19 protein-coding genes and 2 pseudogenes are annotated in these 21,448 nt (G+C 70.9%); 16 read left to right on the plus strand and 5 right to left on the minus strand.

Going from position 1 to position 21,448, the window contains the following annotated elements; genetic code table 11:
• Nucleotides 1-361 precede the first annotated feature (361 nt).
• From ACGFR7_RS37000 to ACGFR7_RS37020, 5 genes are all read left to right on the plus strand, one after another.
• Nucleotides 362-1,759, plus strand: coding sequence for a DUF6421 family protein (locus ACGFR7_RS37000; RefSeq protein WP_393328347.1), 1,398 nt, complete (start codon nt 362-364; stop codon nt 1,757-1,759).
• Nucleotides 1,756-2,580, plus strand: coding sequence for an SDR family NAD(P)-dependent oxidoreductase (locus tag ACGFR7_RS37005; protein WP_393328350.1), 825 nt, complete (start codon nt 1,756-1,758; stop codon nt 2,578-2,580). Before ACGFR7_RS37000 ends, ACGFR7_RS37005 begins: the two co-directional genes overlap by 4 nt.
• Nucleotides 2,559-3,647 (plus strand): threonine aldolase family protein, encoded by a 1,089-nt coding sequence (locus ACGFR7_RS37010; RefSeq protein WP_393328353.1) that lies wholly within the window; start codon nt 2,559-2,561, stop codon nt 3,645-3,647. Before ACGFR7_RS37005 ends, ACGFR7_RS37010 begins: the two co-directional genes overlap by 22 nt.
• Nucleotides 3,648-3,733: 86 nt before the next feature.
• Nucleotides 3,734-4,312 carry a transglutaminase family protein gene (locus ACGFR7_RS37015; protein ID WP_393328355.1) on the plus strand — a complete coding sequence of 193 codons (579 nt, stop codon included), beginning with the start codon at nt 3,734-3,736 and terminating at the stop codon, nt 4,310-4,312.
• Between the two features lie 12 nt (nt 4,313-4,324).
• The gene (locus ACGFR7_RS37020) at nt 4,325-5,050 is read left to right on the plus strand and encodes a B3/4 domain-containing protein (protein ID WP_393328357.1); all 726 of its coding nucleotides are present in this window, start codon (nt 4,325-4,327) and stop codon (nt 5,048-5,050) included.
• Between the two features lie 66 nt (nt 5,051-5,116).
• Here ACGFR7_RS37020 and ACGFR7_RS37025 read toward each other — a convergent pair whose 3' ends face one another.
• On the minus strand, nt 5,117-5,833 hold the full coding sequence (locus ACGFR7_RS37025) for a lysophospholipid acyltransferase family protein (protein WP_393328360.1): 717 nt from the start codon (nt 5,831-5,833) through the stop codon (nt 5,117-5,119).
• Nucleotides 5,834-6,252: 419 nt separating this feature from the next.
• Between ACGFR7_RS37025 and ACGFR7_RS37030 the strand changes: the two genes are divergently transcribed.
• The 4 genes from ACGFR7_RS37030 to ACGFR7_RS37045 all read left to right on the plus strand — a co-directional run bounded on the left by ACGFR7_RS37030 (nt 6,253) and on the right by ACGFR7_RS37045 (nt 9,330).
• A complete protein-coding gene (locus tag ACGFR7_RS37030; RefSeq protein ID WP_393328363.1) occupies nt 6,253-6,588 on the plus strand; it encodes a TlpA family protein disulfide reductase in 336 nt (111 codons plus the stop codon).
• 225 nt (nt 6,589-6,813) lie between these two features.
• Nucleotides 6,814-7,320, plus strand: coding sequence for a flavin reductase family protein (locus tag ACGFR7_RS37035; RefSeq protein ID WP_328388803.1), 507 nt, complete (start codon nt 6,814-6,816; stop codon nt 7,318-7,320).
• Nucleotides 7,321-7,532: 212 nt separating this feature from the next.
• The gene (locus ACGFR7_RS37040) at nt 7,533-8,318 is read left to right on the plus strand and encodes an electron transfer flavoprotein subunit beta/FixA family protein (RefSeq protein WP_393328366.1); all 786 of its coding nucleotides are present in this window, start codon (nt 7,533-7,535) and stop codon (nt 8,316-8,318) included.
• A gap of 49 nt (nt 8,319-8,367) precedes the next feature.
• Entirely contained in the window at nt 8,368-9,330 is a 963-nt protein-coding gene (locus ACGFR7_RS37045; RefSeq protein ID WP_393328369.1) for an electron transfer flavoprotein subunit alpha/FixB family protein, read from the plus strand.
• Between the two features lie 107 nt (nt 9,331-9,437).
• Here ACGFR7_RS37045 and ACGFR7_RS37050 read toward each other — a convergent pair whose 3' ends face one another.
• Nucleotides 9,438-9,956: a DinB family protein gene (locus ACGFR7_RS37050; RefSeq protein ID WP_393328372.1), complete on the minus strand. Its 519-nt coding sequence runs from the start codon at nt 9,954-9,956 to the stop codon at nt 9,438-9,440.
• 194 nt (nt 9,957-10,150) lie between these two features.
• Between ACGFR7_RS37050 and ACGFR7_RS37055 the strand changes: the two genes are divergently transcribed.
• Nucleotides 10,151-11,434 carry a DUF6986 family protein gene (locus ACGFR7_RS37055; RefSeq protein ID WP_393328375.1) on the plus strand — a complete coding sequence of 428 codons (1,284 nt, stop codon included), beginning with the start codon at nt 10,151-10,153 and terminating at the stop codon, nt 11,432-11,434.
• Nucleotides 11,435-11,617: 183 nt separating this feature from the next.
• On the opposite strand, the gene ACGFR7_RS37060 is transcribed toward ACGFR7_RS37055, so the two are convergent.
• Nucleotides 11,618-12,244, minus strand: coding sequence for a TetR/AcrR family transcriptional regulator (locus tag ACGFR7_RS37060; RefSeq protein ID WP_393328378.1), 627 nt, complete (start codon nt 12,242-12,244; stop codon nt 11,618-11,620).
• A gap of 72 nt (nt 12,245-12,316) precedes the next feature.
• Here ACGFR7_RS37060 and ACGFR7_RS37065 point away from each other — a divergent pair, with 72 nt between their 5' ends.
• Nucleotides 12,317-12,640 carry a hypothetical protein gene (locus ACGFR7_RS37065; protein ID WP_393328380.1) on the plus strand — a complete coding sequence of 108 codons (324 nt, stop codon included), beginning with the start codon at nt 12,317-12,319 and terminating at the stop codon, nt 12,638-12,640.
• Nucleotides 12,637-12,867, plus strand: a complete 231-nt coding sequence (locus tag ACGFR7_RS37070) for a hypothetical protein (protein ID WP_393328383.1) — start codon at nt 12,637-12,639, stop codon at nt 12,865-12,867. Before ACGFR7_RS37065 ends, ACGFR7_RS37070 begins: the two co-directional genes overlap by 4 nt.
• Nucleotides 12,868-12,938: 71 nt before the next feature.
• Here the strand turns inward: ACGFR7_RS37070 and ACGFR7_RS37075 are convergent, their stop codons facing one another.
• Nucleotides 12,939-13,979 carry a LacI family DNA-binding transcriptional regulator gene (locus ACGFR7_RS37075; RefSeq protein WP_393328386.1) on the minus strand — a complete coding sequence of 347 codons (1,041 nt, stop codon included), beginning with the start codon at nt 13,977-13,979 and terminating at the stop codon, nt 12,939-12,941.
• Between the two features lie 141 nt (nt 13,980-14,120).
• Here ACGFR7_RS37075 and ACGFR7_RS37080 point away from each other — a divergent pair, with 141 nt between their 5' ends.
• A complete protein-coding gene (locus ACGFR7_RS37080) occupies nt 14,121-15,077 on the plus strand; it encodes an ROK family protein (RefSeq protein WP_393328389.1) in 957 nt (318 codons plus the stop codon).
• 99 nt (nt 15,078-15,176) lie between these two features.
• Here the strand turns inward: ACGFR7_RS37080 and ACGFR7_RS37085 are convergent, their stop codons facing one another.
• Complete coding sequence (locus ACGFR7_RS37085; protein WP_393328392.1) at nt 15,177-17,234, minus strand: NPCBM/NEW2 domain-containing protein; 2,058 nt, start codon at nt 17,232-17,234, stop codon at nt 15,177-15,179.
• A 269-nt stretch (nt 17,235-17,503) separates the two neighbouring features.
• Between ACGFR7_RS37085 and ACGFR7_RS37090 the strand changes: the two are divergent.
• The 3 genes and pseudogenes from ACGFR7_RS37090 to ACGFR7_RS37100 form a co-directional block, all read left to right on the plus strand.
• Nucleotides 17,504-18,737 (plus strand): annotated as a pseudogene (locus ACGFR7_RS37090) (ABC transporter substrate-binding protein); the annotation flags it as partial.
• Nucleotides 18,738-18,883: 146 nt separating this feature from the next.
• Nucleotides 18,884-19,767 (plus strand): annotated as a pseudogene (locus ACGFR7_RS37095) (ABC transporter permease subunit).
• 324 nt (nt 19,768-20,091) lie between these two features.
• Nucleotides 20,092-21,126, plus strand: a complete 1,035-nt coding sequence (locus tag ACGFR7_RS37100) for an NUDIX domain-containing protein (protein ID WP_393328395.1) — start codon at nt 20,092-20,094, stop codon at nt 21,124-21,126.
• Nucleotides 21,127-21,448: the final 322 nt, after the last annotated feature.

A 21,448-nucleotide genomic window follows, 5' to 3' on the forward strand; every position in this document is an offset into this window, starting at 1 on the left:
CGGCACCGGGGTGTGACCAGTAGGGGCCCCCGCAATCCCCGGCTACAGCCCGCCTCACCCGCGGGGGGGCGTGGCCCGGCCGCGCTGCGGGCGTGCCGCGGACCGGCCGGTCCGCGGCACGCCCTCGGCCGTATGGCATATGCCACACGGCCGGGGGGTTTCCCTGCCGTCGAAGGCGCCGGAGGAACCGCCGAAACCCTTGGCATTACTGGGAGGAAGTGTCGCCCAAGCCGTCACCGACAGGAAAAAAGTGCGCGAGTGCGGGGTGTCGACAGAATAATTTTCAACGACCCCCCTTGAGCGGGCCATCCTCGGCTGGTTACCGTGTTCTGACAACACGATCTATCGCCGGAGGGCAGTCATGACGGAAATTCTTTCGCCTGTGGGTGTCCGTGAGGCCACCACGGCCGCGGAGAGCGTGGTCGCGCACCCCGCGTGGCCCGTGCTCAAGGACGCGGTCGAGACCATCCGTCCCTGGCAGGCCAAGGATGGCTCCATAGACCTGGAGGCGGCGGGCGCGCCCACCGCAGAGGCCGTCCGCGCGGAGGTCGACAAGATGGCCGCGGCCGTCGGGGAGCTCGCCCCGCTGCTGCCGCACAACGCCGCCTACCACCAGGCCCTCGTCGCCGACCTGCGCCGCTGGGCCGACGGCGGCTTCGGGGTGCCGGACTTCCTGGACTCCCTCCTCGCCTTCCAGCCCGCCCAGCAGCGCGCCGACGGCCTCCAGCACCTCGTGCTGTTCCCCATGTACACCCAGAACGGCAACCCGGACCGCAACTTCGAGGCCGTCGTCCTGCGCATGGTCTGGCCGGACTGGCTCGCCGAGCTGGAGCGCACCCGCTACGACAACGCCCTCTTCTGCGGCATCGCCTTCGAGGACTTCACGGCCGGCTACGACACCAACTCCGCGGTGCTCTTCCCGGAGACCATCGCCGTGCGCGAGGCCCCCGAGCGGTTCAGCTGGGGCGGCATCTTCTGCGACCGCGAGGCGGCCCGCTTCCGCCGGGTCAGCGAGGCCGCCATCGAGACGCTGGGCGTCGAACTCCCCGCGGACATCCGCGAGATGCTTGCCGACCAGGAGCGCTGCCAGGAGGCGTTCGTCCTGTGGGACATGGTGCACGACCGCACCCACAGCCACGGTGACCTGCCGTTCGACCCGTTCATGATCAAGCAGCGCCAGCCGTTCTGGATGTACGGCCTGGAGGAGCTGCGCTGCGACCTCACCGCCTTCAAGGAGGCCGTGAAGCTGGAGGCCGAGGGGTACTCCCAGGCCCGCGACGTGCAGTTCGCAGTGATCTTCGACCGGATGTTCCGGTTCCCCGTCACCGGCGACCGGGTCCGCAACTACGACGGCCTCGGTGGCCAGCTGCTCTTCGCGTACCTGCACAAGCACGACGTCGTACGCTGGACGGACAACACACTGCACATCGACTGGGAGCGGGCGCCCAAGGTCACCAACCAGCTGTGCGGCGAGATCGAAAAGCTCTACCGCGACGGCATCGACCGGCCCAAGCTGGTCCACTGGTTCGCCGCGTACGACCTCGTCTCGACCTACCTCGCACCGCACCCGGGCTCGGTCTGGGCCAAGGGACCCGACGCCCTCGACCTCGACCAGCCGCCGCGCAAACTCGTGGACGACGTGCTCCCCGACGAGTTCCCGCTGAGCATGTTCTACGAGGCGCTCGCCAAGAAGCTGCGCACTGTGATCGCATCCACCAAGGGCATCACGGCCCACAGCGATGAATTGGCGGCGGCATGACGAACGACCGGAACACCCGGCCGAAGGCCGTCCAGGAGCAGGACGAGGAGGCGACGGAGATGGTTACTTCGACGGGCGGCCAGGGGCCGCTGGAGGGTGCGGTCATCGCGGTGGCGGGAGCGGCCGGGCCGGCCGGCCGCGCGACCCTGCTGCGACTGGCCGAAGCGGGTGCGGTGGTGGTCGGCTCGGACTCGCACGCCGAGCGGCTGGCGGAGGCCGTGGACGCGGCCCGCTACGCCCATGGCGGCGCCACGGTGATAGGGGACACCGTCGACCTCCTCGACATCGACCAGACCCGCGAATGGGCGGCTCGTACGGAGAAGGAATTCGGCCGGATCGACGGCCTGGTGCACCTCGTTGGCGGCTGGCGCGGCTCCTCCACCTTCGCGGAGACCGACCTGGCCGACTGGGACATGCTGCACAAGCTGCTGGTCCGTACCGTCCAGCACACCTCGCTCGCCTTCCACGAAGCCCTCGAACGCAGCGGCAACGGCCGCTTCCTCCTCACCAGCGCGGCCGGTGCCGGCAAGCCCACCGGGGGCAACGCCGCCTACGCCGCCTCCAAGGCCGCCGCCGAGGCCTGGACGCTCGCCATGGCGGACGGTTTCCGCAAGTCGGGGGGTGAGCAGGGACCGCGCGCCGCGGCTGCGATCCTGATCGTGAAGGCGCTCGTCAACGACCAGATGCGCGCCGAGCGACCGAACGCCAAGTTCGCGGGCTTCACGGATGTCACGGAGCTGGCCGAGGCCATCGCCGGGGTCTGGAGCCGGCCCGCCCAGGAAGTGAATGGACAGCGTCTGTGGCTGACCCCCGAGCCGTGACCGGAGCGAAGACCGACGCCCGGCGGCATCACGACCCCGAGATACGCGGCTTCGCCAGCGACAACTACGCCGGCGCGCACCCCGAGGTGCTGGCCGCGCTCGCCCTTGCCAACGGCGGCCATCAGGTCGCCTACGGCGAGGACGAGTACACCGAGCACCTGCAGCGGGTCTTCCGCAGCCACTTCGGGCAGCGCGCCGAGGCGTTCCCGGTGTTCAACGGCACCGGCGCCAATGTCGTCGCCCTGCAGGCCGTGACCGACCGCTGGGGGGCGGTGATCGCCGCCCAGTCCGCACACATCCATGTCGACGAGTGCGGCGCACCCGAGCGGATCGGCGGGCTCAAGCTGCTGACCGTGCCCACCGAGGACGGCAAGCTCACCCCCGAGCTGATCGACCGCGAGGCGTACGGCTGGGACGACGAGCACCGCGCCATGCCGCAGGTCGTCTCGATCACCCAGAGCACGGAGCTCGGCACGGTCTACACGCCCGACGAGATCCGGGCGATCTGTGAACACGCGCACGAGCGCAACATGGTGGTGCACCTCGACGGCTCGCGGATCGCCAATGCCGCGGCGACGCTCGATGTCCCGATGCGGGCCTTCACCAACGCCGTGGGCGTCGACATCCTCTCCTTCGGCGGCACGAAGAACGGCGCCGTCTTCGGTGAGGCCGTGGTCGTGCTCAACCCCGACCGGGTGCGCGCCATGAAGCATCTGCGCAAGCTGTCCATGCAGCTGGCCTCCAAGATGCGCTTCGTCTCCGTCCAGCTGGAGGCGCTGCTCGCCAAGGACCTGTGGCTGCGCAACGCCCGGCACGCCAACACCATGGCGCAGCGACTGGCGGCCGGGGCGCGGGGGATCGACGGGGTGGAGATCCTTTACCCCGTGCAGTCCAACGGCGTGTTCGCCCGGCTGCCGCACGATGTGAGCGAGCGGCTGCAGAAGCGCTACCGCTTCTACTTCTGGGACGAGTCGGCGGGCGTGGTGCGCTGGATGTGTGCGTTCGACACCGCCGAGGAGGACGTGGACGGCTTCCTCGCCGCACTCCGCGAGGAGATGGGCCGCTAGTCCCGGCGCCGTCTCATCTGAATAGCTATGCGTCCGGCTGAAAAGTCATTGACTCTCGGCCGGACGCATCGCTACGTTCCCCGGGTATGGAGCTGATCCAGAACACCCCGGAAATCTCTGCCTACTTGGCGGCCGACGCCGTCATCGACCACGACCATCCGCAGGTCCGGGCCACTTCCGCGGCTCTCGCCGCCGAAGCCCCCGATGCATACACGTACGCCAAGGGTGCCTTCGAGTTCGTCCGCGACACCATCGGGCACAGCGCGGACTCCGGCGACCCGCGCGTCACCTGGCGCGCCTCTGACGTGCTCGCGCAGCGCACCGGCATCTGCTACGCCAAGGCGCATGCGCTGGTGGCCCTGCTGCGTGCGGAGGGCATTCCCGCCGGGCTGTGCTACCAGAAGCTCGACACCGTCCACGGCCTGATCGCCGTCCGGCTGCCCGGCGAGCGCCGCTGGGCGCGACAGGATCCGCGGGGCAACAAGCCGGGTGTCGACGCACAGTTCCGTCTGGACCGTGAGCAGCTGGCCTTCCCCGTGCGGCCTGAGTACAATGAAGTGGACTACCCGGTGCTATTTGCTGAACCGCACCCGGCCGTGCTGCAATGCCTCCAGGAGGCCGTCGACCGGCCTCACCTCTGGCAGATGCTCCCCACCGATCTCTGAGGAACGGCCCCGATGCCCAGCTCTTCGCACGTCTCCGGCACGACCTGTCGCCTGCATGTTTCCGACGAGGTGCGGGACCTGGCGCCCGGTTTCGGCTACCTCGCCGTCGAAGCCCACGGGCTGACCAACGGGCCCAGTGACGAGGCCGGCGCGGTGCTCCTGGACGAGGCCGCCCGCCGCCTCGCCCGGCGGCTGGACGGGCGCGCCCCGCAGGACGATCCGCACCTCGCCGCCTGGCGCGCCGCGTACACCGCCTTCGGCAGCAAGCCGTCGCGCACCCGCAATTCCGCCGAGGCACTGGCCAGGCGGGCGCTCGCGGACGGTGGTCTGCCCCGCATCAACCGCCTCGTCGACCTCTACAACGCCCTCAGCGTCGCCCATCTCCTCCCCGTGGGCGGCGAGGACCTGGACCGCATCCAGGGCGGTATGCGGCTCGTGCGGGCCACCGGCGACGAGCCCTTCATGACCGCGGCCGGCGGCGCCGAGACCGTCGAGCACCCCGATGCGGGCGAGGTGGTCTGGTGTGACGACGAGGGCGTCACCTGCCGCCGCTGGAACTGGCGGCAGGGGGTACGCACCCGCCTGACCGAGGACTCGGTCAGCGCCCTCTTCCTGCTGGAGCGGATGGCTCCCATGCCCCTCGACGCACTGACCGCCGCGGGCGCCGAGCTGGCCGAGACGCTGCAGCAGGCCTGCCCCGGCGCCCGCATCGAGATCGGCGACATCTGGACCCCGTGAAAGAGTCCCCCGGACGGGCTGCCCCGGGCGCGCCGCGGCGACGGTGCGCTCCGGCCGCCGGATCCGCTATCCGGCCCTCCCGGGGGCGGCGGGCGCCGTCCCGCCGAGGTGGGCCGGCATCCACCAGGTGTCCTCGGCGTCCTTGGGGCGTACGGGGTAGGCCCGCTGCGCCGCCTCCAGCAGGTCCTGCACCCGGGCCCGCAGCCGGTCGGTGATCTTCTCGGCCTGCTCGGCCGGATCGGCCTCCATCGGCTCGCCCACCCGGATCGTTATCGGCAGGTGGTTCCGGCCCAGATCGCGCTTGTGGCCCTTGGTCCACAGCCGCTGGGTGCCCCACAGCGCCACCGGCAGCAGCGGCACCCCGGCCTCCTGGGCCAGCCGTACCGCACCCGACTTGAAGGTCTTCAGGGTGAAGGACTCGGAGATCGTCGCCTCGGGGAAGACCCCGATGATCTCGCCCGAACGCAGGGCGGCCAGCGCGTGCTTGTAGGCGTGCATCCCCTGCGCACGGTCCACGGGGATGTGCTTCATCGCGCGCATCAACGGCCCGGACACCTTGTGCCGGAACACCGACTCCTTCGCCATGAAGCGCACCAGCCGCTTGGCGGGACGTGCCGTCAGTCCGGCGAAGACGAAGTCCAGGTACCCGATGTGATTGCTCACCAGAACCGCCCCGCCGCGGCGCGGAATGTGGTCCGTCCCGGCGATGTCGAATTTCAGATCGAGCGCCTTGAAGAGGGTGCGGGCGGCGCCGATCACCGGCGGATAGACGAGCTCTGCCATTGTCCGGAGGACCCCTTTTCCACGCCTGGGGAGGGTTCTCCCGGCGGAAGCCTACGCAGTCGTAACTGCGACTTTCGGGTGATCGTGCCCGATGTCGGCCGTGGCGGCCAGCGCGCCGGCCGCCAGGACCGGGAGATTCTTGTCACGTGGAGACCCGCTCAGCCGGCCGCTCTCCGCAGCAGAAGATACCCCCCGCGCCCCGGGTGGCGGCCGAAGACGGCGTGGAGAGGCGTGGAGAAGGGCTGCCGCGAGGGCACAGCCGGTGGCCGCGCGCCCCGGCAGCCGCGGCCCCCGCCGGGGAATCTTTGCGGTCCCGTGAACGCTGCACCCTTGGACGACTGGACTCATGGTGTGCATCGCGGTGCTCGCGGCGGCGAGCGCGTTCGGCATGTGGCACCGACGCCGTAAGGGGAGGCCGAATGGTGCACAAGCAGGACGACGGGGGGCGGCTAGGGGCCGCCGAGATCGGCGCGGAGCTGGGGGAGCGGGCCACCCTGCTGCAGTTCTCCAGCGCCTTCTGCCAGCCCTGCCGGGCCACCCGGCGCACCCTGGCCGAGGTCGCCGGCATGGTCGAGGGGGTGGCCCATGTCGAGATCGACGCGGAGGACCATCTGGACCTCGTACGCCACCTGGAGGTGCTGCGCACTCCCACGGTGCTGGTGCTCGACGCGGACGGCGCGGTCGTGCGCCGCGCCTGCGGGCAGCCCCGGAAGGCGGATGTCATCGCGGCGCTGGGCGCGGCGGTCCGTGATTGATCTCCCAGATGGCGGGCGCCCCTTGACGCTGTGGGTCACACATCGTCACTCTGACGTGATGCGGCCAGGAACCCTTCTGTACGGACGCGCCCACGTCGATCTTCTGCGGACCGCCAGCGCCCGCTGTCCAGGCGTGTGAGCGGATACGACACCATCGCCGCCGACCGCTGCACAGCCGTCGGCGGCTCTTCCCGGGCTCGTACACCACAGCAGAAGGACAATTCCATGACGGCCTCGCCCGGCCTCGGCACGCCACGCACCGCCTCCCCCGAGCTGCTGCGCTCGGTCTTCCGGCAGCACGCCGCCGGCGTTGCGGTGATCACCGCGCACGGCTCCCGCCCCGTCGGCTTCACCGCCACGTCCCTCACCTCCGTCGCCGCCGACCCGCCGCTGCTCTCGTTCGGCATCGGCACCGGTGCCTCCAGCTGGCCGGCCGTCTCCGAGGCCGAACACATCGGCGTCCACATACTCGGCGAGCACCAGCAGGAACTGGCCGCCACCTTCGCGCGCAGCGGCGCCGACCGCTTCGGTCCCGCCACGTCCTGGCGCGCGGGCCCCGAGGGGGTGCCCCTCCTGGACGGCGTACTGGCCTGGCTGGTGTGCCAGGTCGTGGCGCGGGTGCCGGCCGGCGACCACCGCATCGTGCTCGCCCGGCCCGTCGTCGGCGACCCCGCGGGGCCCGGCCGTCCGCTCCTCTACCACCAGGGCCGCTTCAACGCGCTGCGGGACTGACGGGTTCCCGTTCTGCTTGGTCGTTCCCCGGTGAGGGCCGTTGGCAAGGTCACATTTCGGTGGCCTTGCTTCGGGGCAGGAGAGTCGATGTACTGGCGAGTAATATGGCGGTCGGCGTGGGGAACCGCAACCGACCGGGAGCCGCCCCGACAGGCGCCTATGCTGCCAGCACAAGGCAGTTCTGAAGAGACGAAGCAGGTAGGAGAGCCGGCGTGAGCCTGAGGATCGTTGTCTGTGTGAAGTACGTGCCCGACGCCACCGGCGACCGGCACTTCGCCGAGGACCTGACCGTCGACCGTGACGATGTGGACGGTCTGCTCTCGGAGCTCGACGAGTACGCCGTCGAGCAGGCCCTGCAGATCAAGGAAGCCGCCGACGACGCCGAGATCACGGTTCTCACCGTCGGCCCCGAGGACGCCAACGACGCGCTGCGCAAGGCGCTGTCGATGGGCGCCGACAAGGCCGTCCACGTCGAGGACGACGACCTGCACGGCACCGACGCGCTCGGCACCTCGCTGGTGCTGGCCAAGGCCATCGAGAAGACCGGTTACGACCTGGTCGTCTGCGGTATGGCCTCCACCGACGGCACGATGGGTGTGCTGCCCGCGCTGCTCGCCGAGCGTCTGAACGTTCCTCAGGTCACCCAGCTCTCCGAGGTGTCCGTCGACGGTGGCAAGGTCACCGGCCGCCGCGACGGCGACACCGCCACCGAGCAGCTGGAGGCCGCGCTGCCGGCCGTCGTGTCCGTCACCGACCAGTCGGGCGAGGCGCGTTACCCCTCCTTCAAGGGCATCATGGCCGCCAAGAAGAAGCCGGTGGAGTCCCTGGACCTGGAGGACCTGGAGATCGAGGCGGACGAGGTCGGCCTCAAGGGCGCCTGGACCAAGGTCGACGGCGCCGCCGAGCGTCCGGCCCGCACCGCGGGCACGATCGTCAAGGACGAGGGCGAGGGCGGCAAGCAGCTCGCCGAGTTCCTCGCGGGCCAGAAGTTCATCTGAGCCGCCGTCCTTTCCACCGCCCTCATTCTTCCCGCAGGAGAGCAATCCCATGGCTGAAGTCCTTGTCTACGTCGACCACGTGGACGGCGCCGTCCGCAAGCCCACCCTCGAACTGCTCACCCTCGCCCGCCGCATCGGCGAGCCGGTAGCCGTGCACCTCGGTGCGAAGGCCGAGGACGCCGCGAAGATCCTCGGTGAGCACGGCGCCGTGAAGGTGCTGGCCGCCGACGCGCCCGAGTTCGCCGAATACCTCGTCGCCCCCAAGGTCGACGCGCTGCAGGCCGCCTACGAGGCGGTCTCCCCGGCGGCCGTGCTGCTGCCGTCCTCCGCGGAGGGCAAGGAGATCGCTGCCCGTCTCGCGCTGCGCATCGGCTCCGGCATCATCACCGACGCCGTCGACGTCGAGGCCGGCGACGAGGGCCCGGTGGCCACGCAGTCCGTCTTCGCGGCCTCGTACACCACCAAGTCCCGCATCACCAAGGGCACCCCGGTCATCACCGTCAAGCCCAACTCCGCCGCCCCGGAGGCCGCCCCGGCCGCCGGCGCCGTCGAGCAGCTCGCGGTGACCGTCGCCGACTCCTCCAAGGGCACCAAGATCGTCTCGCGCACCCCGCGTGAGTCGACCGGCCGCCCGGACCTGACCGAGGCCGCGATCGTGGTCTCCGGTGGCCGCGGCGTCAACGGCGCCGAGAACTTCCCCGTCATCGAGGCGCTTGCCGACTCGCTCGGTGCGGCCGTCGGCGCCTCGCGTGCCGCGGTGGACGCCGGCTGGTACCCGCACACCAACCAGGTCGGCCAGACCGGTAAGTCGGTCTCGCCGCAGCTGTACATCGCGGCGGGCATCTCCGGTGCGATCCAGCACCGCGCCGGTATGCAGACCTCGAAGACGATCGTCGCCATCAACAAGGACGAAGAGGCACCGATCTTTGAGCTGGTCGACTACGGCGTGGTCGGCGACCTCTTCGACGTCGTCCCGGCCCTCACCGACGAGGTCAAGACCCGCAAGGGCTGACGGCCGTCCCGCCGGAGCCCGGCTCCGGCCCTCGCACGAGGCCCCGTACGCACCGCGCGTACGGGGCCTCGTGCCGCGGCGGCACCCCGGGGCCGGGTGCCGCGCCGTCAGCTGCCGGTGGCCCCGTCGATCCGCTCGCGCAGCAGGTCCGCGTGACCGTTGTGCCGGGCGTACTCCTCGATCATGTGGACGTAGATCCAGCGCAGGTTCAGGGTGCGCCCCGGGCGCGGGGAGAAGGTCTCGTCCAGCCCGTGGTCCGCCACCGCCTTGTCGCAGGCCTCGATCTCGGCACGGAACGCGGCGACATCGCGCTCGGCGCCGGCCGGATCGGCGTCGTGGAAGTCGGCGTCCGGGTTGTCCTCGGCGAAGTAGAGGTCGCCGATCCGCAGGCCCAGGAAGCGCGCCCGGAACCAGGTGCGTTCGACGTCGGCCATGTGGCGTACCAGGCCGAGCAGGGTGAGGGCGGACGGCGGAGCGCTCGCCTCGACGAGCTGGTCGGGTGTCAGGCCCGCGCACTTGACGAGCAGGGTGTCACGGTGGAAGTCGAGCCAGCCCTGCAGCATCTCCCGTTCACCGGCCGCGGTGGGGAGTTCTCTGCGTTCGACGGAGGGTGCGATCCAAGTCATGAGAGGGAGTCTGGCGGTACCACTGCGGACCCGCCACGGAGTTTGCGGGGTCCGTTCGTGCGCCGTGACCTGCGGCGTCCCGGGCGAGGGTGTTGACCTCGGCAAAACGTCCGGTTAACTTCGCTATACGGATTGTTGATTCCGTTGAGTGGAAAATGCTCGATCGTCGGGCGTGCGCACCGGGAGGGTGTCGAATGGGGCAGCAGGAGAGCGCGGCGACGAGCCTCGCGGACACCGTACGCGAGGGAATCGGAGCCGCCCTCGCCCAGGTGGACGCGGATCTGGCCCGGCGCTACCCGGGCGACCCCGGCACCCGGCAGCCGGTCCACACGGTCTACGTCCCCGGCGATGTCGTCACCGCCGGCACCCTGCGCTCCTGGGGTGACCAGGCGCTCGCCGCCCTCGATGAGCACGCCCCGGACGCCGGTGCGCTCGCCGCCGTCCTCGGCATCCCCGACGCGCTCGCCGTGGACGTCCATGACCGGGTACGGGCCAAGCTGACCCGTGAGCCCGTCGAGGACCTGCGCATCGACTTCGAGGACGGCTACGGCCCCCGCCCGGACGCCGAGGAGGACGAGGCCGCGGCCCGTGCCGCCGCCCTGGTGGCCGCCGCCTACCGGGAAGGCACCGCCGCCCCCTGCATGGGTATCCGGATGAAGTGCATGGAGGCCGCCGTCCGCGACCGCGGCATCCGCACCCTCGACATCTTCCTCACCGGCCTCATGGAGGCCGGCGGCCTGCCCGACGGCCTGGTGCTGACCCTCCCGAAGGTGACCTACGCCGAGCAGGTCACCGCGATGGTCCGGCTGCTGGAGGCCTTCGAGGAGGCGCGCGGCCTGGAGCGCGGCCGGATCGGCTTCGAGATCCAGATCGAGACCACCCAGTCGATCCTGGGCAGCGATGGCCGCGCCACCGTCGCCCGCATGATCGAGGCCGCCGAGGGCCGCGCCACCTCCCTGCACTACGGCACCTTCGACTACAGCGCCTCGTGCGGCGTCAGCGCGGCCCACCAGTCCCTCGACCACCCGGTGGCCGACCACGCCAAGGCGGTGATGCAGGTGGCCGCCGCGGGTACCGGCGTCCGCCTCTCCGACGGCTCCACCAACGTCCTGCCGGTCGGCCCGACGGAGCAGGTGCACGCCGCCTGGCGCCTGCACCACGGCCTGGTACGCCGCTCGCTGGCCCGGGGGTACTACCAGGGCTGGGACATGCACCCCGCCCATCTGCCGACCCGCTACGCGGCGGTCTACGCCTTCTACCGCGAAGGCCTGGAGCAGGCCGCGGCCCGGCTCGCGGCGTACGTCGCCAAGGCCGGCGGCGATGTCATGGACGAGCCCGCCACCGCCAAGGCGCTCAGCGGCTATCTGCTGCGCGGTCTGGACTGCGGCGCCGTGGACACCGCCGAGGTCGCCCGGCTGACCGGGCTGACCCGCGCCGACCTGGACGCGCTCGCCGGACGCCCGGCCGCCACGGTCTGAGTGCACGGCCCGTTGTCACGCACAACGGGCCGCAGCCCACCGGGCGGTACAACGCGGCGCGCGGTGCAGGCAGTTGGCCGGTGACCGCCGTGACCGCCGTGACCGCGTGCGGCGCCGAACACCCGCGAGGCCCCCGTACGCCCCACGAGGCCCCCGCCCGACCGGCGGGGGCCTCGTCGTACGTCAGCCCGCAACCGGCGCCAGGTCGTCGAGATGGGCTCGCAGGACCGTCGCGCAGGTCGGTGCGTCCAGGACGTCGGGCCGCAGTACGGCGGTGAAGGCGAGACCGTCCAGGAGGGACGTCAGCCGCTCGGTCTCGGTGTCGAGGGTGAGCCCCGCGCGCAACCCGCCCGCCGTGCCGAGGCGGGTGAGGATGCGGCGGACGAGGGTCCGGGTGGCGGTGGCGGTCTCCCGCGCCAGGTCGTCGATCTCGGGGTGGGTCCGGGCGGCGGTGGAGAAGTCGACGAGGACGGTGACCTCGGCGCGCCGGCTGTCGTCCAGGGGCAGCAACTCGGAGAGCAGCTCCACCGCGCAGCGGCGGATCTCGGGCCCCGGGAGCCCGTCCAGATCGCCCAACTCGTCGATACGGCACTGGAGTCGGTCGCCGACCCGGTCGACCATCGACCGCATCGCGAAGCGCATCAGCTCTTCCTGGCCGGCGAAGTAGTGCCGGACCGAACCGATGTTGAGCCCGGCCTCGTCGGCGACGGTGCGCAGCGAAGTGCGCTGGAGGCCGTCGCGTACGACGACGCGGAAGAGGGCGTCCACAACCTCGCGGCGCCGGGCTTCTCGGTCCACCTGTTTGGGCATGGCTTCTTTGTATCACGGCTGTGATAAATTGTTTTCTATCACACCTGTGATAGAAAGAATGGAGGGATGGCCGTGGAGCGGGTTCTGAACGTTCTTCTCATTCGATTCGGCCTGATCGCGGGCGCCCTGGTGGTGCTGGCCCTGCTGGTCTTCGCCGTGGCGCTCGTCCTCAAGCGCCGGGGGAAGCTCGGTGCGGCGCGCCGGTATGCGGCACCCGCCGCGCAGGCCGTGAGCCGCTGTCTGGACGACCGGGGCGCCGCGCGGCGCCGTGGCGGGGTGTCCCGGGGTGGCGGATCGGTGGCCGGTGCCTTGGTGCGGGCGGCGGCCCGTCACCTGGAGGACGACGGGCGCGGGCGGCAGCGCGAACGGGAGCCGGGACGGGGTGAGGCCCGATGACCGGCCTCGGCCCGACGGCCGGCGACGGCCCGGCGTACGTCGCCCTCGCCCGGGGTGGAGCCGGCGGCGAGGGCGATCAGGGATCCGGCATCCTCGCCCACCTGTTGGCCGATGCCGCGATCAAGGGAGTCATCGTGATCGTCGCGCTGATCGTGCTCGCGCTGGGAATGGTGCTCCTGTGGAAGAAGGCGGGCCGGGCCGGGGAGCCGGACCGCGGCGACCGGTGATCACCCGCCGGAACCTTCCCGGCCCGCCCGCCGTTTCCGCCGGGGCGTCCGGCCCCCTGCCGCCGGGGAGTTCAGCTCTCCGCGGGCGGGATCTCGCCCGAGCCGCGGGCGATCAGGCGGGTGGGGATCTCCCTGCGCTGCGGTGGGTCCTCGATGCCCTCCAGACGCCGGAAGAGCAGGCCGGCGGCCGTCCGGCCCATGCGTGCGGGGTCCTGGGCGACGACCGTGATCGCGGGCCGGACGAGATCGGCCAGCTCGAAGTCGTCGAAGCCCACCAGTGCGACCGGGCGCGGGCGTTCGCCGAGGACGCGTACGGCGGTGACGGTGACCCGGTTGTTGCCCGCGAAGAGGGCGGTGACCGGCTCGGGCGCGTCCAGCATCGCGGTGGCGGCGGCGCGTACGCACTCGGGCGCGGTGGAGCCCAGCGACACCCAGGAGTCGTCAACGGGCAGGCCCGCCGCGGCCATTGCCGTGCGGTAGCCGCGCAGCCGTTCGCGCGCGGTGTGGATCCGCGGCTGGTCACCGATGAAGCCGATCCGGCGGTGGCCGTGCGCGATGAGATGGGCCACCGCGTCCTGGGCGCCGCCGAAGTTGTCGGAGACCACCACGTCGGCATCGATCCGGCCGGGCGGGCGGTCCACGAACACGGTCGCTATCCCGGCCGCGATTTCGGGCTCCAGATAGCGGTGGTCGTCGGCGGCCGGGATGATGACCAGCCCGTCGACCCGCCGTGCGCACAGGGCCAGCACCAACTCCTGTTCGCGCGCCGGGTCCTCGGCGCTGGAGCCGTTGATCAGCAGCGCGCCGTGGCCGCGGGCGACTTCCTCGACGGCGCGGTTGAGCGGGCCGTAGAACGGGTCCGCGAGGTCTTCCAGCACCAGGCCGATGCTGGCGGTACGTCCCTTGCGCAGGATCCGGGCCGAGTCGTTACGGCGGAACCCCAGGGCGGTGATCGCTTCCTGGACGCGTCGTTCGGTGTCCGGGGTGACGCCCGGTTCGCCGTTGACCACGCGGGAGACCGTTTTGAGGCCGACCCCGGCGCGCGCCGCGACATCCTTCATCGTGGGCCGGGTGCCATAGCGGCGGGAGGTGCCCCGCGCGGTGTCGGTCACGGTGTGCGGTCCTGATTCTGTCGGCGTCAGGTGTGGCGTCGAGCATAGCCTCTAGACAACGTTGTCAATCGAGGGAAGACTGGCGTTCTCACGCCGGGCCGGTACGCTCGGTCCCCGGGCCCACCAGGAGAATCCACACCGATGCAGACCGACCTCAGCGCAGCGTTGGACATTGGCGGTACCAAGATCGCCGGCGCTCTGGTGGATGCCCGCGGCAGACTCGTCGAGCGGGCCGCCCGGCCCACTCCCGCCGACAAGGACGGGGCCACGGTGATGCGTGCGGTGGCCGATGTGGTCGCCGAGCTGGCCGCGGGGCCCCACTGGGCGCGGGTGGCGGCCGTCGGCATCGGCAGCGCGGGCCCGGTCGACGCCTCGGCCGGCACCGTCAGCCCGGTCAACATCCCCGGCTGGCGTGACTTCCCGCTGGTCGCCGGGGTGCGGGCACTCGTCGGGGAGCGCCCGGTCGTGCTGGTCGGCGACGGTGTCGCGATGACCGCGGCCGAACACTGGCAGGGTGCCGCGCGCGGTCATGCCAATGCGCTGTGCATGGTGGTCTCCACCGGCGTCGGCGGCGGACTCGTCCTCAACGGCCGCCTCCATCCAGGCCCCACGGGCAACGCCGGGCACATCGGTCACATCAGCGTCGAGGTCGACGGTGACCCCTGCCCGTGCGGGTCCCGCGGCTGTGTCGAGCGGATCGCCAGCGGCCCCAACATCGCCCGCCGGGCGCTGGCCAACGGCTGGCAGCCCGGCCCCGGCGGTGACACCAGCGCGGCGGCCGTCGCCGCGGCGGCACACGCAGGTGACCCGGTCGCCCTGCGTTCCTTCGAGCGAGCCGCCCGGGCGCTGGCCGCCGGGATCGCCGCCACCGCCACGCTGGTGGAGATAGACATCGCGGTCATCGGCGGGGGAGTCGCGGGCGCGGGTGACGTCCTCTTCGCCCCGTTGCGGGCGGCCCTGCGGGACTATGCGACGTTGTCGTTCGTGTCGGGCCTGACGGTCGTACCGGCCCAAATGGGGACGGACGCCGGGGTGGTGGGCGCGGCCGCTGCCGCCGGGCAACGGGCCCGTCCCGATGCCTTCGTCCCCACGCCCTGACATCCGCGCCGGGGCCCGTCCTGCGCGACCGGCAGGGCCGGGCGGGCCGAGGGCCCGCCCGGCGGCATCAACCCCGCCCGTGTGAGCGGAAAATGACCCTCAGCACCGGAACTTGGCGTCCGCCCAGTCGGCGTGGTCGTAGTCGATACCGTCCCCGCCGTCGGTCACGACGAGCCGGACGGTCTGCGCTCCGGTGACCGGGGCGCTGACGGCCTTTGCGGCATCCGCCCCGGTCACCGCGGGGCTCGCGGCGACCTTTTTGCCGTCGGCCCACACCTCGAAGCCCACCGACCCCCGGTCACCGGACTCGTCGTCGATGCCGACCTGGGCGCTGAACGCCGAGCACCGCCCGCCGGTGTAGAAGCTCACCTCGCTGGGCGCATGCACCCCGAGGCCCTTCGGGAAACCGGTGCCGCCGATGCTGAGCGGCCGTCCGTCCCCGGCCTCGCGCTCTCCGACGCTGGTGTTCTTCTCGACCGGTCCCCAGCCGTTGGCGGCGGTGAGCCAGGGGAGTTCGGCGGCGTACGCGGTCCCGGACGGCGGTGGCACCACGACATGGGCGGTGCCGGGCAGTGCGGTGGTGATCCGTTCGCCGCCGGGTGAGCGGTAGTCGGCGGCGAGCGGCAGATCGTAGGCTCCGGGCGCGGTGCCGGCCGGCGCGGTGATCTTCCAGCCGGTGCTGAGCGTCCGGCCGCCGGGCAGCGCGCGGGCCGTCGCCGGGGAGGTGGCCCGCACCCGCCACCCCTGCGGGGCCTTCAGCGTGACGGCGACCCTCTGGGCGGGGGTGCCGCCCAGGTTGCGGACGGTGGAGCGGAGGGCGGCGGGGGTGCCGGCCTCGACCAACGGCGTACGGTCGGTGCCGGTTTCGACGGCCGGCGGGTAGGTGGCCCAGCGCTTGTCGGCGGATATGCGGTAGACGGTGGTGCCGTGCGCCGGGACGGTCGCCGAGACGGTGCCCGTGGTGTGGGTGTCCTGGTGCCGCCACAGATCGCGCAGCCGGTAGCCGCCGGCCTGCGGGAGGCCCAACTCCTTGGCCGTGGTGGTGATCCGCTGCGGCCCGCCGGTCTCGTTGAACAGTGCCACCGCGCGGGCGCCGTCGGCCAGTTGCCGTACCAGCGTCCAGCGGCCGGACTCCGACTTCACCACCGTGGCCTGCTTGCCCAGCCGGTCCTGGTCGACGGCGATGACGTCCTTGTTGGCCAGGATCTCGAAGGTCTCCGGGCCGGCCTTGCGAAGGTCGGAGCCGATCAGCAGCGGGGCGGCCATCATCGACCAGAGGGAGAAGTGGCTGCGGTACTCGGTGTCGGTCATGCCGCCGTTGCCGACCTCCAGCATGTCCGGGTCGTTCCAGTGGCCCGGCCCGGCGTGCGGGGCGAGCGGCAGATTCTGCTTGGCGATCCCGAGCATGCTGGACCACGAGTCACTGATGTCGCCGGTGGTGCGCCACAGATGCCCTACGTCCGACGCCCACTCCCAGGGCTTGTTCTCGCCCCATTCGCAGATGCTGTAGACGATGGGCCGCCCGGTGGCCTGGAGTGCGTCCCGCATCGTGCGGTACCGCTGCTTGGCGTCCACTCCGAGGTTATTGCAGTTGTCGTACTTGAGGTAGTCCACGCCCCAGTCGGCGAACTGCTGGGCGTCGGACTTCTCATGGCCCAGGCCGCCGGGGAATCCGGCCGGGTTGCAGGTTTTGATACCGGCACTCGTGTAGATGCCGAATTTCAGGCCTTTGGAGTGGACGTAGTCGGCCACCGCCTTGATGCCGTGGGGGAAGCGCTGCGGATCCGGCACGAGCTTGCCGTTCCCGTCGCGGGTGGGCAGCGCCCAGCAGTCGTCGAGATTGACGTACTGATAACCGGCGTCCTTGAGGCCCTTGGCGACGAAGAGATCGGCGATGCCTTTGACCATCTCTTCGTTGAACTCGGCCCGGCAGTTGGTGGAGTTCCAGTTGTTGAAGCCCATCGGGGGCGTCTTGGCGAGCCCGTCGGGGAGCCGGGGGGCGAGGGCGGTGCGGGAAGGGCCGGCTCCCGGGGCGTCAGGCGTACGGGCCGCGGCGGGCAGGGCGGTCACCCCTGCCGTGCACAGCAGCGCGGCGGACAGCGCTCCGACGATTCTTCGGCGATCTCGCCGGTGGGTGGTGCGGATCTGAACGCGCATGGTTCGCGTCCTCCGTCTTCGCGAGAGGCGTGGTGGGGTCGTGTACCGGTCGCGTGCGAGTGTTTACGGTAGGGCTTGTTGGAGTCTGTTGAAAGAGGAGCGGTGACGGTTCCGGTATCGCCTGCCGAAACCCTTGACTGGACCTGCAGTTCGGAGTGAGATCCCACCACTCGCGTTCGGTTCTGTTTGGTTCCACCCCTGAGGAGGGGGACATGGTCCAGTGAACGAGCGGTGGCTCGCGTGCATACGGGGGAGCGGCAGGACGTCGGATGTCCCGGCGGACGGTGCTGAGGAGCGTGGCGCTCGGCGCGTCGGCCGTGGCCCTCCCGTCCCTGCTCACCGCGTGCGGCAGCGGTCCCGACGGCGTCACGATGGGGTCGAATGCCTCGGACGCCGTACCGAAGAAGGCCTTCGCCGAGGCCTTCAAGGCCTATGAGAAGAAGTCGAAGAAGACGGTGCGGGTGAACACCGTCAATCACGAGAACTTCCAGGAGAACATCAACCGTTATCTCCAGGGCAGTCCGGACGACGTCTTCATGTGGTTCGCCGGAAACCGTATGCAGTACTTCGCACAGAAGGGCCTGCTCTCGGACATCAGCGACCTGTGGCAGGACTTCGACGGGTTCTCCGATGCGCTGAGGAAGCAGTCGACGGGACGCGACGGCAAGCAGTACCTGGTGCCGTACTACTACTATCCGTGGGCCGTCTTCCACCGGAAAAGCGTATTCCGGGAGAAGGGGTACGACATCCCCAGGACTTTCGACCAGTACCGGGCGCTCGCCCGGCAGATGCAGAAGGACGGGCTGGTGCCGTTCGCCTTCGGCGACAAGGACGGCTGGCCGGCGATGGGAACCTTCGACTACCTCAATATGCGCGCCAACGGCTATGACTTCCACATCGCGCTGATGAGCGGCCCAAAGGCCTGGGACAGCCCCCAGGTCAGGCAGGTATTCTTCCTGTGGCGCGGACTGATGCCGTATCACCAGAAGGGCGCCAACGGCCGCACCTGGCAGAAGGCGGCACGGACCCTCGCACAGAAGAAGGCCGGCATGACGGTGCTCGGCCTTCCGCACCCCGGCCGGCAGTTCACCGCAGCCGACCGCGCGGACCTGGACTTCTTCCCCTTCCCGGAAATCCACCCGGCCCACGGGCAGGACGCGGTCGAGGCCCCGGTCGACGGGTTCTGATGCCGAAGAAGGCCAAGGACAAGGACGGGGCGAAGGACCTGCTGAAATCCTCGCCACGCCCACGGCGGAGGACAGCTATCTCGCGTCCGACCCCAACAACGTCGCGGTCAACAGCGGCGCGGACACCGCCGCCTACACCCCGCTGCAGAAGAAGGCCGTCCAACTGGTGTCCAGCGCGAAGCGGATATCGCAGTTCACGGACCGCGACACCCGGCCCGATTTCGCCTCGACCGTGATGATCCAGGCGATCCAGCAGCTCCTCGGCGCACCGCATGACATCGACGGCCTGGTCAATGACATCGAACGCCAGAAGAGAGCAGATCTTTCCCGCCAAGTGAGCGCCGCCGCAAGGCCGCTGGGAAAGACGGGAAGCGAACCGCCGTGCCGAACACCCGCGCACGGCGCGCCGGAAGACCGGGACCGCGGCGCCACACCCGCCGTGACCTCGCCGTCCTCGGCGTACTGCTGGGCATACCCATCCTGCTCGACCTCGCCCTGATCTGGGGCCCGGCACTGGCCTCGGTCGGACTGTCCTTCACCACCTGGGACGGCATCGGCACTGTCCAATGGGCCGGACTCAAGAATTACGACAACCTCTTCACCGGCTACCCGCAGTTCTGGCCGGCGGTCCGCCACAACCTGCTGTGGCTGGCCGCCCTCGGGCTGCTCGCCGCCCCCTTCGGCCTGCTGCTCGCCGTACTCATCGACCGCGGTGTCCGCTTCAGCCGCTTCTACCAGTCGACGCTCTATATGCCGGTGGTGCTCTCACTCGCCGTCGTAGGCTTCATCGCCCAGCCGGCCTGCTGATGGTCTTCACCGCCGGAAACCTGCTGCCCCAGCAGGTGATCGTCACCCCGCTCCATGTCTTGTTCAACAAGGTCCCGCTGCCGTACTGGATGTCCGAATCCCTGACGATGTACGACTCCCTCTGGGCCGTCATCACCGTGCAGATCGCCTTCCAACTCGGCTTCCGCGTCTTCGTCCTGGCGAATTTCATGCGCACGCTGCCACGGGAGATCCTGGAGGCCGCGATCGTCGACGGCGCCGGTGTCTGGGCGCAGTACCGCCGGGTCACCCTGCCCCTGTGCCGGCCCGCGCTCGCCGCCCTGGGCACTTTGCAATTCACCTGGATGTACAACGACTTCCTGTGGGGCCTGGTCTTCCTCTCCGACGGCGACAAACTCCCCGTCACCTCGGCCCTCAACAATCTGCGCGGTCAATTCTTCACCGACTACAACCTTCTCGCCGCGGGCTCCGTCCTCGTCGCGCTGCCCACGGTCGTGGTCTTCCTGCTCCTCCAGCGGCATTTCATCGCAGGCCTGACCCTCGGCGCGAGCAAGGGGTAACCGGCCGCCGCGCGGTGGGCCGCCGTCATATGCGGTGTCTCCGGGCCGGCGGCGGCCCGGGAACTCGGTATGCGGGTGAGGGTTTCGGTACTGGAGGGGCGGGGGAGCGCTTGTTTGCCGGGGGCTCGCGGCGGCGGATGCAGTGACCGGCATCCTCCGCGCGAGGCATTTCGCGACCGGCGTGTCCACGGGGGCGGAGACCTCCCTGGCCACGCCGATGGTCGAATGCGCAACGTTCCCGGTCGTGCGCGCGGCCCGTGCCCCGAGCCTTTCCGTGGCAGGGTGTGGCGGGCAACTCACTGGGTCTAGGGAAGAGGGGAAACCGTGATCGTCTGGCTGAACGGCACGTTCGGTGCGGGCAAGACCACTACGGCTCATGAATTGCTCGACCTGCTTCCCGGAAGCACGCTCTACGACCCCGAACTCCTCGGCAGCGGACTCCGATTGATGCTGCCGGCCAAGCGGTTCGAGGAGATCGACGATTACCAGGACCTCCCGGCCTGGCGGCGGATGGTCGTCGACACCGCCGCGGCGCTGCTCACCGAGGTCCCGGGCCCGCTGGTGACGCCGATGACGCTGCTGCGCCAGGAGTACCGCGACGAGATCTTCGGCGCCCTCGCCGCCCGCCGGATACCCGTACGGCACGTCCTGCTGCACGCCGACGAAACGATCCTGCGAGCCCGGGCAGTGGAGCGGCAGGACACCTCCGGGGACGCCGGGCCCGCCGCGTCGACCCGCCGGTGGAGCCTGGAACACCTGGGCCCGTACGCCGACGCGCTGCCCTGGCTCCAGGGCGACGCCCATGTCGTCGACACCACCCGTCTCACCCCCCGGCAGACCGCCGAGCAGGTCGCCGAGGCCGTCCGCACCGGGGCCGGCGCATGCGACATAGTGCAGACCCCCGAACCGACCGCCGAAACGCTCGCCGCCGGCGTACTGCTCTTCGACGACCAGGGCCGGGTGCTGCTCGTCGACCCGACGTACAAGGCCGGCTGGGAATTCCCCGGTGGCGTCGTGGAACGCGGCGAGGCACCCGCCCGGGCCGGCGTACGGGAGGTCGCCGAGGAACTCGGCATCGAACTGCCCGGCGCGCTCCGGCTGCTGGTGCTGGACTGGGAAGCCCCCAAACCGCCCGGCTTCGGCGGTCTGCGGCTGCTCTACGACGGCGGCACCCTGACCGACGACCGGATCAGCAAACTGCTGCTGCCCGGTGCGGAACTGCGCGACTGGCGCTTTGTGACGGAGGCGGAGGCCGAGAAAATGCTGCCGCCGGTGCGGTGGAACCGGCTCCGGTGGGCGCTGCGCGCCCGGGAGCGGGGCTGTCCGCTCCACCTGGAGGCCGGGGTTCCGGTGGGGTGACGGTTCGCTGCGCTTTGCCGCCGCCCGAGTTTCGGCCCTCCCTCTGTCTCGCCTGGCGGCGGGCCCGTCCGCTGCGCTTTGCCTCGCCCCTGCCTTCGGCTTTCCCGCCGTTGCTCCCCCTCTGCCCAAAGGGCGTGGGAGGTACCCCCCTGCGGCGGGGCGGGGTCCGCTGCGCGGGGCGGGTCCGCTGCGCGGGGCTGTCGGGGTGCGGTGACGGGCCGGAGCGGGTGGGGTGCCGGACTGCTTCGCTTTACGTCCGGCACCCCCACCCGCTCCGGCCCGTCCCCCCCCGTGGGGGGGGGGGGAAAAACAAGCGGGGGTG

The sequence above is a fragment of the Streptomyces sp. NPDC048516 genome (assembly GCF_043199875.1).
In the GTDB taxonomy this organism is placed as follows: Bacteria; Actinomycetota; Actinomycetes; order Streptomycetales; family Streptomycetaceae; genus Streptomyces.